At 64.4% G+C, this 15,598-nt stretch carries 14 protein-coding genes and 1 pseudogene; 10 read left to right on the forward strand and 5 right to left on the reverse strand.

Features of this window, described 5'->3' with window-relative positions:
- Window positions 1–106: 106 nt before the first annotated feature.
- Window positions 107–1,621 carry a threonine ammonia-lyase, biosynthetic gene (ilvA, locus tag INS93_RS12755; RefSeq protein WP_046493388.1) on the forward strand — a complete coding sequence of 505 codons (1,515 nt, stop codon included), beginning with the start codon at window positions 107–109 and terminating at the stop codon, window positions 1,619–1,621.
- Between the two features lie 95 nt (window positions 1,622–1,716).
- A complete protein-coding gene (locus INS93_RS12760; protein ID WP_192982464.1) occupies window positions 1,717–2,157 on the forward strand; it encodes a DUF2269 family protein in 441 nt (146 codons plus the stop codon).
- Window positions 2,158–2,345: 188 nt separating this feature from the next.
- Here the strand turns inward: INS93_RS12760 and INS93_RS12765 are convergent, their stop codons facing one another.
- Window positions 2,346–2,999, reverse strand: coding sequence for an HAD family hydrolase (locus INS93_RS12765; protein WP_160020102.1), 654 nt, complete (start codon window positions 2,997–2,999; stop codon window positions 2,346–2,348).
- 144 nt (window positions 3,000–3,143) lie between these two features.
- Between INS93_RS12765 and INS93_RS12770 the strand changes: the two genes are divergently transcribed.
- Both INS93_RS12770 and ptsP read left to right on the forward strand, forming a co-directional pair.
- A complete protein-coding gene (locus INS93_RS12770) occupies window positions 3,144–3,623 on the forward strand; it encodes an RNA pyrophosphohydrolase (protein WP_004373919.1) in 480 nt (159 codons plus the stop codon).
- 18 nt (window positions 3,624–3,641) lie between these two features.
- Entirely contained in the window at window positions 3,642–5,921 is a 2,280-nt protein-coding gene (ptsP, locus tag INS93_RS12775; protein ID WP_046493394.1) for a phosphoenolpyruvate--protein phosphotransferase, read from the forward strand.
- A gap of 66 nt (window positions 5,922–5,987) precedes the next feature.
- Here ptsP and INS93_RS12780 read toward each other — a convergent pair whose 3' ends face one another.
- Entirely contained in the window at window positions 5,988–6,731 is a 744-nt protein-coding gene (locus INS93_RS12780) for an NRDE family protein (RefSeq protein ID WP_192982467.1), read from the reverse strand.
- Window positions 6,732–6,859: 128 nt separating this feature from the next.
- On the opposite strand from INS93_RS12780, the gene INS93_RS12785 reads away from it, so the two are divergent.
- The 4 genes and pseudogenes from INS93_RS12785 (at window position 6,860) to INS93_RS12800 (ending at window position 9,962) form a co-directional block, all read left to right on the forward strand.
- On the forward strand, window positions 6,860–7,642 hold the full coding sequence (locus tag INS93_RS12785) for a sulfite exporter TauE/SafE family protein (protein ID WP_192982470.1): 783 nt from the start codon (window positions 6,860–6,862) through the stop codon (window positions 7,640–7,642).
- Between the two features lie 10 nt (window positions 7,643–7,652).
- Entirely contained in the window at window positions 7,653–8,453 is an 801-nt protein-coding gene (gene lgt, locus INS93_RS12790; protein ID WP_192982473.1) for a prolipoprotein diacylglyceryl transferase, read from the forward strand.
- Window positions 8,453–9,247 carry a thymidylate synthase gene (locus INS93_RS12795; RefSeq protein ID WP_192982476.1) on the forward strand — a complete coding sequence of 265 codons (795 nt, stop codon included), beginning with the start codon at window positions 8,453–8,455 and terminating at the stop codon, window positions 9,245–9,247. The genes lgt and INS93_RS12795 overlap by 1 nt, the downstream gene beginning before the upstream one ends.
- A 200-nt stretch (window positions 9,248–9,447) precedes the next feature.
- Window positions 9,448–9,962, forward strand: a pseudogene (locus INS93_RS12800) (REP-associated tyrosine transposase).
- 95 nt (window positions 9,963–10,057) lie between these two features.
- On the opposite strand, the gene INS93_RS12805 reads toward INS93_RS12800, so the two are convergent.
- The 3 genes from INS93_RS12805 to INS93_RS12815 all read right to left on the reverse strand — a co-directional run bounded on the left by INS93_RS12805 (window position 10,058) and on the right by INS93_RS12815 (window position 14,173).
- Complete coding sequence (locus INS93_RS12805; RefSeq protein WP_192982479.1) at window positions 10,058–11,440, reverse strand: GTPase/DUF3482 domain-containing protein; 1,383 nt, start codon at window positions 11,438–11,440, stop codon at window positions 10,058–10,060.
- A gap of 138 nt (window positions 11,441–11,578) precedes the next feature.
- Window positions 11,579–12,970 (reverse strand): DUF2868 domain-containing protein, encoded by a 1,392-nt coding sequence (locus INS93_RS12810; RefSeq protein ID WP_192982482.1) that lies wholly within the window; start codon window positions 12,968–12,970, stop codon window positions 11,579–11,581.
- A gap of 60 nt (window positions 12,971–13,030) precedes the next feature.
- Window positions 13,031–14,173, reverse strand: coding sequence for a glycerophosphodiester phosphodiesterase (locus INS93_RS12815; RefSeq protein ID WP_192982484.1), 1,143 nt, complete (start codon window positions 14,171–14,173; stop codon window positions 13,031–13,033).
- A 115-nt stretch (window positions 14,174–14,288) separates the two neighbouring features.
- Between INS93_RS12815 and INS93_RS12820 the strand changes: the two genes are divergently transcribed.
- Together INS93_RS12820 and INS93_RS12825 are read left to right on the forward strand one after the other, a co-directional pair.
- Window positions 14,289–14,819 (forward strand): dihydrofolate reductase, encoded by a 531-nt coding sequence (locus tag INS93_RS12820; protein WP_192982487.1) that lies wholly within the window; start codon window positions 14,289–14,291, stop codon window positions 14,817–14,819.
- Window positions 14,820–14,931: 112 nt separating this feature from the next.
- On the forward strand, window positions 14,932–15,579 hold the full coding sequence (locus INS93_RS12825; RefSeq protein WP_192982489.1) for a YitT family protein: 648 nt from the start codon (window positions 14,932–14,934) through the stop codon (window positions 15,577–15,579).
- Window positions 15,580–15,598 lie beyond the last annotated feature (19 nt).

Genomic DNA, 15,598 nt, shown 5'->3' on the forward strand with positions numbered 1-15,598 from the left:
GTGACGTGCTGACGGGGCAGAACCCACGTGTTTCGTATGGTCGTCCAACGCGGCGCTGGGGTAGACTCGGCAGTCCTCTCAAAGCCCGACTGCCTGCGAAATCGCCATGCTCGAACAGTACGTGAAGAAGATCCTCACCTCGCGCGTCTATGACGTCGCGGTGGAAACCCCGCTGCAACCTGCCCGTCAGCTCAGTGAGCGGCTGGGTAGCCAGATTCTGCTCAAGCGCGAAGATCTGCAGCCGGTGTACTCGTTCAAGATTCGCGGCGCCTACAACAAGCTGGCGCAACTGCCCGCCGAAGAACTGGCGCGTGGCGTGGTCACCGCCTCGGCCGGCAACCACGCGCAGGGCCTGGCCCTGGCGGCCAAGCATCTGGGGGTGAAGGCGACCATCGTCATGCCACGCACCACGCCTGAGCTGAAAGTGCAGGGCGTTCGCTCGCGAGGCGGCAAGGTGGTGCTGCACGGCGACGCCTTCCCCGAGGCGCTGGCGCATTCGCTGAAGCTGGTTGAAGAGAAGGGCTACACCTACATTCACCCGTACGATGATCCGTTGGTGATCGCCGGCCAGGGCACTGTGGCCATGGAGGTGCTGCGTCAGCATCAGGGCCATATCGATGCCATCTTCGTGCCGGTCGGTGGCGGCGGTCTGATCGCCGGCATCGCGGCGTACGTCAAATACCTGCGCCCGGAAATCAAGGTGATTGGCGTCGAGCCGGACGATTCCAACTGCCTGCAGGCCGCCATGGCGGCTGGCGAACGCGTGGTGCTGCCGACAGTCGGGTTGTTCGCCGACGGCGTGGCGGTGGCGCAGATCGGCCAGCACACCTTCGACATCTGCAAGGATCACGTCGACGAGGTGATCACCGTCAGCACCGACGAAATCTGCGCAGCGATCAAGGATATCTACGACGATACCCGTTCGATCACCGAGCCGGCCGGCGCGCTGGCCGTGGCTGGGATCAAGAAGTACGTCGAGCGTCAGGGCGCCAACGGTGAAGTGCTGGTGGGCATCGATTCCGGCGCCAACGTCAACTTCGACCGCCTGCGCCATGTGGCCGAGCGCGCCGAGCTGGGCGAGAAGCGCGAGGCGATCATCGCCGTGACCATTCCCGAGCAGCCAGGCAGCTTCAAGGCCTTCTGCGAGGCGGTGGGCAAGCGCCAGATCACCGAATTCAACTATCGCTATCACACCGATCGCGAAGCGCACATCTTCGTCGGCGTGCAGACCCACCCGGAAAACGACCCGCGCCAGGCGCTGGTCGAAGGGCTGCGCGCGCAGGGCTTTCCGGTGCTGGACCTGACCGATAACGAACTGGCCAAGTTGCATATCCGTCATATGGTCGGTGGCCATGCCGCGGGTGTCGGTGACGAGATGGTGCTGCGTTTCGAATTTCCCGAGCGGCCGGGGGCGCTGTTCAACTTCCTGCAGAAACTGGGCGGGCGCTGGAACATCTCGATGTTCCATTACCGCAATCACGGCGCTGCCGATGGTCGCGTACTGGCAGCGTTGCAGGTGCCGGCGGACGAACGTCATCTGGTGCCGGCGGCGTTGGACGCCATCGGTTACCCCTACTGGGATGAGAGCGAAAATCCCGCCTATAGCCTGTTTCTGGGCTGAGCACTGCCTTCGAACCGCAGGGCGTGTAGCCCGCCAGTGCGCGCTGGCGGGTTGCTCCCGCCCTATGAAACCGCCTGACAACAAAGGAAGCCTCGATGGAACATTATCTGCTGGTTCGCATCCTCCACAGCGCCCCGGGCGTGTTGCTGCTGCTCGGCCTGATCGCCCATGGCGTCATGCTGTTCAAGGCGCAGCGCGGTGGCGATGCCGCCGTGCTGGCGCGCAAGCTGCGCGTGACCCTGCTGTTCAGCTTCCCGGCATTCGCCGTGCTGGCGCTTAGCCTGCCGGTTACCGGCTACTGGCTGGTGGACACCGTCGGCTGGCCGCTGGGGCAGACCTGGCTGTTGCTGGGCAGCATTCTCTATGCGCTGATGATGCTGCTGGGTTTGCTGCTGGCCGGTCGTCTGGCGGTCTGGCGTGCGCTGGGCGATACGCCGGCGTCGACGGCGCTGAAGCGTCTGTGCCTGATCCATGCAGGGCTGATTCTGGCGCTGCTGATCGCCATCATGGCGCTGATGGGCGCCAAGCCTGCCTGAAGCTGCCGCAGAGCGGCTTCTGCTGACCCTCTCCCTCTGGGAGAGGGTGCCCGAAGGGCGGGAGAGGGCCTGTGGTTCGATGCATCTCGACTGCCAAGCCTTCGTAGGGTGTCGCGGGGCCGCCCAGGCCGTGCGCACCGACCATTGACGAGGTGGACCTTGGTGCGCACGGCGCACCCTACGTCATCTCAGCGCAGTGAAATCACCGGCCAGCCGCGTTCGGTGGCGGTGGCGCGCAGCACCTCGTCCGGGTCGACCGCCACCGGATTGGCCACGGCCTCCAGCAGCGGCAGGTCATTGCGCGAGTCGCTGTAGAAGTAGGCGCCATCGAGGTTGTACCCCGTCTCTGCCAACCACTCGTTCAGGCGCGTCACCTTGCCGCCCTGGTAGCATGGCGTGCCGGCGATCTGCCCGGTATAGCGGCCGTCCTGCATGCCGCATTCGGTGGCGATCAGCGTTTCCACGCCCAGGCGCTCGGCGATGGGCGCGGTGACGAAGCGGTTGGTGGCGGTGATGATCACCAGCTTGTCGCCAGCGGCGCGGTGCTCGGCCAGCAGTGCCTCGCCCTTGGCCAGGATGATCGGCTCGATCACCTCGGCCATGAACTCGCGGTGCCACTGCGCCAGTTGCGCCATTTCACTGCGACCCAGAATGGCCTGGCTGAAATTCTGGTAGGCCACCACGTCCAGTTTGCCGGCGCAGTAGTCGGCATAGAAGGCATCGTTGCGCGCCAGGTACTCGGCCGCGTCGACCAGGCCGCGCTGGCAGACGAATTCGCCCCAGCTGTGATCGCTGTCGCCAGCCAGCAGGGTGTTGTCGAGATCGAAAAGGGCCAAGCGCACGGTTCGTTACCTGTTCTGTAGAAAGGGAAGGCGCGCCAGAATAGCCGCTTTGCCGGGGCTTTCAAACAGCGCCTAAACCCGCGTTGCTGCTGCCGCCGGCTTTGTGGAACAATGCCGGAACTTGCGTGTACGAGGTTGCTTGCCGTGATCGATTCTGATGGTTTCCGCCCGAATGTCGGCATCATCCTGACCAATGATGTCGGCCAGGTGCTCTGGGCCAGGCGTATCAACCAGGATGCGTGGCAGTTTCCCCAGGGTGGCATCAATGATCGCGAATCGCCGGAAGAGGCGCTTTACCGTGAACTGAATGAAGAGGTCGGGCTCGAAGAGCAGGATGTGAAGATCCTCGCCTGCACCCGCGGCTGGTTGCGTTATCGTTTGCCGCAGCGTCTGGTGCGCACGCACAGCCAGCCGCTGTGCATCGGGCAGAAGCAGAAGTGGTTTCTGCTGCGCCTGACGGGGGCTGAAGACCGTGTACGCATGGACCTGACCGGCAAGCCCGAATTCGACGGCTGGCGCTGGGTCAGCTACTGGTACCCGCTGGGCCAGGTGGTCACATTCAAGCGCGAGGTCTACCGCCGCGCGCTCAAGGAACTTGCCCCGCGCCTGATAGTGCGCGACTGATACGGACCCCAATCGAGCATGCTCAATACGCTGCGCAAGATCGTCCAGGAAGTAAACGCCGCCAAGGATCTCAAGGCGGCGCTGTCGATCATCGTGCAGCGGGTCAAGGAAGCGATGGGCAGCCAGGTCTGCTCGGTCTACCTGCTCGACCCGGAAACCAATCGCTTCGTGCTGATGGCCACCGACGGTCTCAACAAGCGCTCCATCGGCAAAGTCAGCATGGCGCCCAGCGAGGGTCTGGTCGGCCTGGTCGGTAGCCGTGAAGAACCGCTGAACCTCGAAGATGCCGCCAGCCATCCCCGTTATCGCTACTTCGCCGAGACCGGCGAGGAGCGCTATGCCTCCTTCCTCGGTGCGCCGATCATCCACCACCGGCGGGTGATGGGCGTTCTGGTGGTGCAGCAGAAGGAGCGCCGCCAGTTCGATGAAGGCGAGGAAGCCTTCCTGGTCACCATGAGCGCGCAGCTCGCTGGCGTGATCGCCCATGCCGAGGCGACTGGCTCGATTCGGGGGCTCGGTCGCCAGGGCAAGGGCGTGCAGGAGGCCAAATTCGTCGGCGTGCCGGGTGCGCCGGGGGCAGCGGTCGGTACCGCTGTCGTGGTGCTGCCCCCGGCCGATTTGAATGTAGTTCCAGACCGCAGTGTCGATGACATCGCTGCCGAGCTGGAGCTGTTCGACAAGGCGCTCGGCTGGGTGCGCGAGGACATGCAGGAGCTGTCCGAGAAGCTCGCCACTCAGCTACGCAAGGAAGAGCGCGCGCTGTTTGACGTCTACCTGATGATGCTCGAGGACGCCGCACTGGGTAACGAGGTGCGCAAGGTCATCCGTACCGGCCAGTGGGCACAGGGCGCCTTGCGCCAGGTGGTGCTCGACCACGTCAATCGTTTCGAGCTGATGGATGACGCTTACCTGCGCGAGCGCGCCTCCGACGTGCGCGACCTTGGCCGGCGCCTGCTTGCCTACCTGCAGGAAGAGCGCAAGACCACGCTGGTCTACCCGGATAACACCATCCTGGTCAGCGAGGAGTTGTCACCGGCGATGCTCGGTGAAGTGCCGGAAGGCAAGCTGGTCGGCCTGATCTCGGTGACCGGCTCGGGCAACTCCCACGTGGCGATTTTCGCCCGCGCCATGGGTATCCCCACCGTCATGGGCGTGGTCGACCTGCCGTACTCGAAGATCGACGGCATCAAGCTGATCGTCGACGGCTACCACGGCGAAGTCTTCACCAACCCCAGCGAGCTGCTGAGCAAGCAGTACGCCGAAGTGGTCGAGGAGGAGCGCCAGCTCACCGAAGGGCTCGATGCCCTGCGCGCGTTGCCCTGCGAGACCCTCGATGGTCACCGCATGCCGCTGTGGGTCAACACCGGCCTGCTCGCCGATGTTGCGCGCGCTCAGCAGCGTGGCGCCGAAGGCGTCGGCCTGTACCGCACCGAAGTGCCGTTCATGATCAATGAGCGCTTCCCCAGCGAGAAGGAACAACTCGCCACCTATCGCGAGCAGTTGCAGGCCTTCCACCCTCTGCCGGTGACCATGCGCACCCTGGATATCGGCGGCGACAAGTCGCTGTCCTACTTCCCGATCAAGGAAGAGAATCCCTTCCTGGGTTGGCGCGGCATTCGCGTGACCCTCGATCACCCGGAAATCTTCCTGGTGCAGACCCGCGCCATGCTCAAGGCCAGCGAGGGGCTGGACAACCTGCGCATCCTGCTGCCGATGATTTCCGGCACGCAGGAGCTGGAAGAGGCGCTGCACCTGATTCACCGTGCCTGGGGCGAGGTGCGTGACGAAGGCACTGACGTGCCGCTGCCGCCTATCGGCGTGATGATCGAGATCCCGGCAGCTGTTTATCAGACCCGTGAACTGGCGCGTCAGGTGGACTTCCTCTCGGTCGGCTCCAATGACCTGACCCAATACCTGTTGGCGGTCGACCGCAACAACCCGCGCGTGGCGGATCTCTACGACTTCCTCCACCCGGCGGTGCTGCAGGCCTTGCAGAAGGTGGTCAACGACGCGCATCTCGAAGGCAAGCCAGTGAGCATCTGCGGCGAGATGGCCGGTGACCCGGCGGCTGCCGTGTTGCTGCTGGCGATGGGCTTCGATTCGCTGTCGATGAACGCCACCAACCTGCCCAAGGTGAAATGGCTGCTGCGCCAGGTCACCCAGAGCAAGGCCAAGGAACTGCTCGGCCAGGTGATGACCATGGATAACCCGCACCTGATCTACAGCACCCTGCACCTGGCACTGCGCAATCTGGGGCTCGGGCGGGTGATCAACCCTGCGTCCAATATCCAGGCCTGATTCGCCTGTAGGGTCGAGCTCAGGGGGTTTATCCCATCATCGGCGTTGCCCCGGATTGCATCCGGGCTACCCGCGCAAGGTGACCTCGCCCAACAGGGCACCCTGCGGGCCGAAGCTGCGCTCAGTGATGTTCCAGTGCCCATCCCGGCCAAGGTTCAGTACCGTGCTGGCGCGGGTGCCATAGGTGGCCGTGGTAATGAAAATACTCGACAGTAGGCGCTCCGTCGCCAGCCCGACGCCGGTGTCCGGCAGTTGGTGATCGGCCGGCAGGTGGCTGTCGCTCAGCAGCTCCAGTAGCGCTTCATCTTCGAGCTCGACCCTGTCGCTCAGGGCATTTCTGGCACGCAGCAGCTTCGGCCAGGGCGTGTCGAGGCTGGCGTTGGACATGCCATAAATGCCGCTGCGCAATTGCCGAGGCAGGCCTTCCTGCGAGTTGAAATGCCAGAGCTGATGGCGGTCGCCCAAAAGCAGGTTGAAGCCGGCATGCTCTTTGGCGTCGCGCATGATTCGGTCGAGATAGGCCGGTGCCGAGTCCTGGCCCAGCAGGTAGTCGGCCGTCAGCGCGCCGCGTGAGCGCGGGCCGGCTTTTTGCTGCGGGTCGCGGATATTGGTCAGTGCCGCGAAGCGCCCTTGTGCGGTAACACCGAGCCAGGTGCCCCCAGCCTGCAGATCGCGACCGGCGAATACGCCGGGTGCATCCGGCCATTGGCAAAGTGCTGCGCTGGGGCGGGCGTAAAACTCGTCGCGATTGGCCGCCAGGCGCAGCACCGTTGGGCTTTCGGGCTGCCAGGCGAAGACGATCAGGCACATGCGCATTCCTCCACTGACGGAGTCTGGCAGGCTAGCGAGCTGCGCCCGGTGCGGCAACCGTTCCGTCGATCCGTGTGCCGTTGGGGGGGCATTTCCGCTACCATGCCGCTTTGTTTTTGGGGGTGTCGATGGAACTGCTGCTCTACCTGGTGCTGGGTTCGGCTGCCGGTGTGCTGGCGGGTCTGTTCGGCGTGGGCGGCGGTCTGATCATCGTGCCGGTGCTGGTGCTGAGCTTCACCTCCCAGGGTATGGCAACGGAAATCCTCACTCACCTGGCGGTGGGAACGTCCCTGGCGACCATCGTCTTTACCTCGATCAATTCGCTGCTCGAGCACCATCGCAAGGGCGCGGTGCGCTGGCCACTGTTTCGCTGGTTGACCCTGGGTATTGTGCTCGGTGCCGCGCTGGGGGCTATGACCGCGTCGCTGATACAGGGGCCGCTGCTGCAGAAGATCATCGGTACGTTCGCCATCATCGTTGCCGCGCAGATGGCGCTGGACCTGAAACCCAAGGCCAGTCTCGGTGTCCCAGGCAAGCCGACGCTGACAGTAGCCGGCGGGGTGATCGGTTGGGCGTCGGCGATCTTCGGGATTGGCGGTGGTTCGCTGACCGTGCCCTTTCTGGTCTGGCGCAGCGTGCCGATCCAGCAGGCGGTGGCAACCTCGGCGGCCTGTGGTTTGCCGATCGCCATCGCCGGTGCGCTGAGTTTCATGTTTACCGGCTGGGGGAATCCGAGTCTGCCGCAATGGAGCGTCGGTTTCGTGTATCTCCCGGCATTGCTGGGGATAGCCCTGACCAGCATGTTCTTTGCCCGTTTTGGTGCGCGCCTGGCTCATCGCCTGTCGCCACTGTTGCTCAAGCGTCTGTTTGCCCTGCTGCTGTTCAGCGTGGGCCTGAGTTTTTTCATCTAAGGAGTCCTGGATGCTGCCTTATCCGCAGATCGACCCGGTGGCCATCGCCCTCGGTCCCCTGAAAATCCATTGGTACGGCCTGATGTATCTGGTCGGTATCGGCGGTGCCTGGTGGCTGGCCTCGCGCCGGCTTGAGCGTTTCGACGCGACCTGGAACAAGGAGAAGCTTTCCGATCTGGTGTTCTGGGTGGCCATGGGGGTGATTCTCGGCGGGCGCCTGGGCTACGTCTTCTTCTATGACTTTGCTGCCTACATCGCCGAGCCGGCGAAGATCCTGCGGGTTTGGGAGGGCGGCATGTCCTTCCATGGCGGCCTGATCGGGGTAATGCTGGCGACCTGGTGGTTCGGCAAGCGCAACGGCAAGAGCTTCTTCGAACTGATGGACTTCATCGCGCCACTGGTGCCGATTGGCCTGGGTGCCGGGCGCATTGGCAACTTCATCAATGCCGAGCTGTGGGGCAAGGCCACCGACGTGCCCTGGGCAATGATCTTCCCCACCGACCCCCAGCAACTGGCGCGCCACCCGTCGCAGCTGTACCAGTTCGCCCTGGAAGGCGTCGCACTGTTCACCATCCTCTGGTTCTATTCGCGCAAACCGCGTCCGACCATGGCCGTTTCCGGCATGTTCGCCGCTTGCTACGGTGTATTCCGCTTCATCGTCGAATTCGTTCGCGTGCCGGACGCCCAACTCGGCTATCTGGCCTGGGGCTGGCTGACCATGGGGCAGGTCCTCTGCATACCGATGATTCTCGCCGGCCTGGGCCTGATCGCCTACGCCTACAAGCGCCAGCCCGTAAAAGGAGCCGTCTGATGAAACAGTACCTCGAGCTGATGCGCCATGTGCGTGAGCACGGCACCTTCAAGGAAGACCGCACCGGCACCGGCACCTACAGCGTGTTCGGCTACCAGATGCGCTTCGACCTGGCCGATGGCTTCCCCATCGTCACCACCAAGAAGTGCCACCTGCGCTCGATCATTCACGAGCTGCTCTGGTTCCTGCAGGGCGACACCAACATCAAGTACCTCAAGGACAACGGCGTCAGCATCTGGGACGAGTGGGCCGACGAGAACGGCGACCTCGGCCCGGTCTACGGCTACCAGTGGCGCAGCTGGCCGGCGCCCAATGGCGAGTCCATCGACCAGATCGCCAAGTTGATCGAGATGATCAGGAAGAACCCGGACTCCCGTCGCCTGATCGTCTCGGCCTGGAACCCGGCGCTGGTCGAGCAGATGGCGCTGCCGCCGTGCCACGCGCTGTTCCAGTTCTACGTGGCGGACGGCAAGCTGAGCTGCCAGCTCTATCAGCGCTCGGCTGACATCTTCCTCGGCGTGCCCTTCAATATCGCCAGCTACGCGCTGCTGACGCTGATGGTGGCGCAGGTCTGCGACCTGCAGCCTGGCGAGTTCATCTGGACCGGCGGCGACTGCCACCTGTACGCCAACCATATCGAGCAGACCGACCTGCAGCTGACGCGCCAGCCGCTGCCGTTGCCGACCATGAAGCTAAACCCCGAGGTGAAGGACCTGCTGGCCTTCAAGTTCGAGGACTTCGAACTGGTCGGTTACGAAGCACACCCGCATATCAAGGCGCCGGTGGCCGTCTGAGATGGAAGTGGGTGGGCTCTGGTGGGCTAAAGCCCACCCTACGGTATGAAACCACCCTACGGTCTGGCAGCGTCACGAAGCGCTACTAGGATGTAGGGTGGGCCGAGCGGCGTTTCTTGTAGGGTGGGCTTCAGCCCACCGATTCGCCAATCCGTTGCCGCCGGCCCCTTCACCGACACCCAACAGGCAAAGGATTGCCCATGCCCAACTACCGCCGCGAACGGATTGCCGGTGCAACCTACTTCTTCACGGTCACCCTCGCTGATCGTCGGTCCAGCTTGTTGGTGGACGAAATTGCGCTGTTGCGCCAGGTCTACGTCAAGGCCAGCAAGCGTATGCCTTTCAAGACCGTCGCCATCTGCGTCTTGTCCGACCATCTACATGCCATATGGGAACTGCCTGAGGATGACCGCGACTACTCCTAGCGCTGGGCATTGATCAAAAGCCAGTTCTCGCGCGCGCTACCGCCAGCGCCAGCAAATCCAGAAGGCGTGAGAAAGGCATCTGGCAGCGGCGCTTTTGGGAGCACCGCATACGTGATGAGGATGATCTCGCACGGCATGTCGATTACATCCATTTCAACCCGGTAAAGCACGGCCTGGTGACCCAGGTCGGTGACTTGCCTTATTCGAGTTTCCATCGATATGTCGCGCGTGGGCTACTGCCGGCAGATTGGGGTGGCCGGGATGATGGCGAGGGAAAGTTTGGGGAGTAGCGGGGATTGTGGGTTGGCGGTGGGGTGGTGGATAGGTGCAATTGGTGGGCTGAAGCCCACCCTACAGGGTATCGGTGCTGGTTGTAGGGTGGGCTTTAGCCCACCGATTTTATGGAGAGGTCGCCGCTTAGGCGCTCCACCTGCTGCGCGCGCTCGGCGTCTTGCAGGCGCGCGCCTGGATTCAGTGACGACCATTCGGGATGGGCGCGTGCCACGTTCAGCGGGGCGGGTAGCTTGTCCTGGCGCCACAGGGTTTCCTGCGGGGCGCTGAGGGTGATGGCGTCCATCGCGGCGTGTCCGCGTACGTCCAAGGCGGCCAGCAGCTGCTGCTGACGCAGGGCGAGAAGGCGCAGCACGGCATCGTCGATGGTCAGCTCGCGCTGGCCTTTCAATTTTCCTTTCAGCCTTTCTCCATAATTGCGCAGGGTCTGCGCGCTGCCGCCGATCACGGCGCCCAGTGCAGCGGCGGCGCCCAGGGTGAGGCCGCCGACCAGCAGGTCGACACCGACGCCAGTGGCGGCGCCGGCCGCCATGCCGCCGCCGACCTTGATGCCCAGTTGCTTCAGCGTTTCCGGGTTGAACAGGTCGTCGCCCCAACGGCCATCGAGCAGCGGCAGGTCGGCCGCCTTGGCATCGCCGCTGCGGAAGGCGTACAGGCGCAATAGGGCCTCGACGCAACGTTGCTCGCGTTGGCGAATCGCATCGCGTAGCTCGGTAATGGCGCCCTGTTCCAGCACCGGCTGGGCGGCGACGCTGCGGCGGCAGGCGGCGCAGTCGATCAGCAGTTCGGCGATCAGGCGGTTGCCGGCCTGGCGACGGGCTAGGCGCTGCGCTTCATGATCCTCGATCAGTCGTTGCAGCTGCGGGCGTGAACGCTCCAGCAACAGGGCCAGGCTTTCGTACAGACGGCGTTCTCCATCTTCGGCTGGCGCCACGCTGTCGAACGCCACCAGCGCATGCAGGCCAAGGCGGGCCAGGGCTTCGCGCCACTCGCTTTCACGATGGCTGGTGCTGGCGACGAAGTTGAGCACCGGCAGCAAGGGTCTGCCGCACATGTTGAGCACCGCCAGTTCGTCTCGATACTTGGCCAGCACCGGCTCGCGCACGTCGATCACGTACAGCCCGGCGTCGGAGGCCATGAGCTGGCGCAGTACCTTGGCTTCCTGTTCGTAGCGCTGGCGGGCTTCGCTGCCTTCGAGAAAACGCGCCAGACGTGCCGGGCCGTCCAGCCGCTCGCCGGGGCGGTCGAGGCGCTCCAGGTAGTCGAGCAGGGCGATGGCATCCTCCAGGCCGGGGGTGTCGTACAGCTCCAGCAACGCCTGGCCATCTACCGACAGGCGCGCACCCTCGACATGGCGCGTGGTGCTGGCGCGCGGTGAGACTTCGCCGAACTCCACGTCACGGGTCAGAGTGCGCAGCAGCGAGGTCTTGCCGACGTTGGTGTGGCCGACCAGGGCGAGCTTCAGTGGTTGGCTCATGAGGCAGCCCCCGACATCTTGTTCCCGGATTGCATCCGGGCTACGGCAGTTGGGAAGCGTAGGGTGGATGACGCTTCACCCATCCACCGGGGAGGATGGTGGATGAGAAAAGCGTCATCCACCCTACGGCGAACGCGTTCAGTCATGTCCTGTCTCCAACCAGCTCAATGGCGCCGTATCGTCATGCTGCAGCCCCAGGCTGGCGATTGCCTGGTGCCAGTCCGCCAGGCGTGCGCTGTCCAGGCTTTCACCTGGGGCGGGCGGTAGCAGCCAGATGCGTGTGGCACTCGCGCAACGCGCCAGTTCGCCGAGCAGCGCCAGGGTGCCGCGATCCGGCGAGCGGCGCGGGTCGCAGGCGATGCCCAGGCGCTCGGGTGGGAAGCGGGTCAGTTGTTCGAGCAACTGGCGGCGTTGTTCGCGGCTGTCGACCACACCGGCATCCGCCACACCCTTTGGCAGCGGCATCGGCGGCCAGGGGCGACGCTCATCCAGTTCGATGCCGAGCAGCAGCGCGCCACTGCCGGCTTGGGCGCTGACGCCGCCTTGCGGCTGATGCAGGGCGGCGGGGGGCAGGTCGCAGATGCCGAGACGCTCGCTGTCCGGTTGCAGGCGCTGGCGCAGCAGGCTGTAGCCCGGCAGGTCGAGATCCAGGCGCAGCGCGCCTTTTACGGATTGCCAGCGCCACAGGCACAGCAGCGCCAGCAGCAAGCGTGGCAGCAGGCCGTAGACCAGCAGCACACCGATCAGCCAGCCGGCCCAGCTCTGCCGCGCCGCTTCGCTGGCGATGGCGGCGTCGCCGCTGGCGCGAATGACGTCGATGTCCGGCAGGCTGAAGCCGAGCAGGGCGGGCAGGGCGCCGATGGCTTGGGTCAGGGCGATGAAGGTGTCGCCAGCGAGAATGGTGGTTTCCCAGACGAAGCCGTAGCGACGCGTGGCGAGCAGCAACAGCAGGGTGACCAGTGCCGCGAGCATGGCCAGCGTCCACAGGCCGTTGACCATCAGACCCAGGCCCCAGCGGGTCAGGCGCTGGCGTTGCAGCATCAGCAGCAGGGCCGGGGCCAGTTGCGCGGCGCTGGCATCGCGCGCCAGTTTTTCACTGAGCCACAGCCACAGGCGACCGAGCGCGCCAGGATGGTCGCGGGTCAGCAGCAGGCCCAACAGCCAGCCAAACAGCATCAGCAGGTTTAGCCCGAGGAGGCTGCCCAGCGCCCAGAACACGTTGACGGGTTGGCGCCCGTCACCCAACGCGGCCAGAGCCAGACCGAAGCCGCTGAGCAGGGCCAACAGCGCCAGCAGCAGGCCGGCCAGGCGTGCGCCCTGCAGCCAGTGCAGCAGCGCCTGCCACTGACCATCTCGACGGGCCAGATGCACGGCGCGATGCTGGATGCGCTCGGCCAGGTCAACCTGCTCGGCACGGGCCAGGCGATTGGCTTCGGCGTCTTCGAGCGGGCCGGCGTGTTCCTCGCGCAGGCGAATGGTCTCGCTGAGCCAGAGGCGTTGCAAGGGCGTTGGGGAGGAGGCGTCTGTCACGCGGCGTCTCGTCGTTCGGATCAGGGGTTGAGGATAACCCCTGATCCGCCTCGGTGCGAATCAGCGCTGCTGGCGCAAGCGCACGGCGATGTCCGGTTGGTCGATGAACAGGCCGTCGATGCCGGTGGCGAGGAAGGTACGCAGCTCGGCGTCGATGTCGCCGCGATTGCTTGGTACGTCGCCACTGCGCAGGCTGGTGGGCAGGAAAGCATTCTCGGCGCGGAAGGTGTAGGGATGCACCTTGAGCCCGGCAGCATGGGCGTCACGTACCAGGCTGGTCGGCACGGTCAGGTTGCCGGCGGCATCACGCGGGATGATCATGCCTTTCTCCGGACCGATGCCGGCGGCGTAACTGGCGATGCTTTGCAGGCCTTCTGGCGTGATCATCTGGTGATAGCCAAGGTCACTGCCAAGCACTTGCTGATCGTAGGGTTGGCCCTCTATCCACAGCAGCTGCACCAGGCGGATTGGGGTCAGCTTGCTCAGAATCTTGAGGTTGTCCACTTCGAAGGACTGAATGAAAACGGGCGCGTCGGCGCTGTCATAGCCGTTGCGTTCGAGCACCGCCAGCAGCGGTTTTTCCATGGCCAGGTCGAGTTGCTGGAAGTGGGTGGGGTGCTTGGTTTCCGGGTACAACCCGATGGTTCGTTGCTGGAGTGCTTCCAGCCGTTTCACCAGATCGATGACCTCTTGCAAGGTAGGAATCTCGAACTGGCCATCGAAGCGGGTATTGCCCGGCCGTTGCTGCGGGATGCGCTCGATGGCGCGCAGGGTTTTCAGCTCGGCCAGGGTAAAGTCTTCGCTGAACCAGCCTTCCAGGCTGCGTCCGTCGACGCTCTGGGTGCGTTTGCGGTCAGCGAACTCGGGGCGCTGCGCCACATCGGTGGTCAACCCCAGTTCATTGTCGTGACGGGCGACCAGTTGGCCGTCGCGGGTCATCACCAGGTCGGGCTCGATGTAGTCGGCGCCTTGCAAGGCGGCCAGCGCGTAGGCGGCCAGGGTGTGCTCAGGCGCGTAACCACTGGCGCCCCGGTGGGCGATCACCAGTGGAGCCTTGGTGTCCCGGGTCTGGTGTTGCTTGGCGCTGGGTTGCTGCTGGGCCCAATCAATGGCGGCCTGGACGTTGTCCAGAGCCGGGCTGGCGAAGACCGACAGTGGCAGCAGTGTGACGCCCAATATCCAGGCGGAGAGTGATTTCGACATGACGCTAGCTCCTTGCTCGTAAGTTCAGCCGCTAGCCTGCTACGGCGAATGTGACGATACGACGACAGCGTTGCTTCGGCCACGGGTGGGCTGCGAGGCCGCTGGGTGCTCTGTTATGCTCACGGCCATGAAAACGACTCTACCTCTTTCCCTGATCGCCGCGCTCGCGCACAACCGCGTGATTGGTCGTGACAATCAGCTGCCCTGGCATCTGCCGGCGGACCTCAAGCATTTCAAGGCACTGACGCTCGGCAAGCCGATCATCATGGGGCGCAAGACCTGGGATTCGCTCGGTCGGCCGTTGCCCGGCCGGCTCAATATCGTGGTCAGCCGCCAGGCGGGCCTGGCCCTGGAAGGGGCCGAGGTATTCGCGACGCTGGAAGAGGCCATCGAACGAGCCGACGCCTGGGCGCGTGAAGAGAATGCCGAGGAACTGATGCTGATTGGCGGCGCGCAGCTCTATGAGCTGGGCCTGGCCCAGGCTGATCGCTTGTACCTGACGCGTGTCGGCCTCGACCCCGAAGGCGATGCCTTCTTTCCCGAGGTCGACGAGGCTACATGGCGCATGACCTCCAGCGTCGAGCACCCGGCTTCGCCCGAGACACCGTTCTACGCCTTCGAAGTGTGGGAGCGCCGCGGCGCATAACCCTACCGAGCTTTTCGGCCATCTCTGCCGCCAGATTTCCCAGCGCGCGGTGATGGCCACTGCCTTGCCTCTGCCGTAATTTTCTTTCGTGCATCCTGATGCAGGTTTTTACATGTCTGAGCAATCGCCCGACGACGAGCAACTGAACGCCGTCGCTGCACTCTTCGTGCGCCATCCACTCTGGGAAGATGCTCTGGCCCTGCTGTTCGGCACCGCTCTGGTGGCGCTGGGCATCGCCTTCTACGCCCATGCGGGGTTGTTGACGGGTGGCACTGTCGGCATCGCCTTTCTGGCCAACTATCAGGCCGGCTGGTCGTTCGGCCTGGTGTTTTGTCTGGTCAATCTGCCGTTCTATCTACTCGGCATCTGGCGCATGGGCTGGGGTTTCACCTTGCGCACGGGCTGCGCGGTATTGCTGGTTTCGCTGCTGGCGGAGCTGACGCCGCAGTGGGTCGCCTTCGCCCACCTCAGCGCCCTCTATGCCGCGCTGTTCGGTGGTGCCGCCATGGGGCTGGGTTTGCTCATGCTGTTCCGCCACCGCGCCAGCCTGGGTGGGGTGAACATTCTCGCGCTGTACATGCAGGAGCGCTTCGGTTTCCGTGCGGGGGCCGTGCAGATGGCCATCGACGCGAGCATCGTTCTGGCGGCGATCTTCGTGGTGTCGCCAGACAAGGTGCTGCTCTCGGTGCTGGGGGCGGTGATGCTCAATCTGGTGCTGGCGATCAATCACCGCGCAGACCGTTACGTCGGCGTCAGTTGAGCCCGTCAACGAACGAGGG

Origin of the sequence: Pseudomonas sp. EggHat1 (assembly GCF_014892995.1) — a bacterium.
Lineage (GTDB): Bacteria > Pseudomonadota > Gammaproteobacteria > Pseudomonadales > Pseudomonadaceae > Aquipseudomonas > Aquipseudomonas chaetocerotis.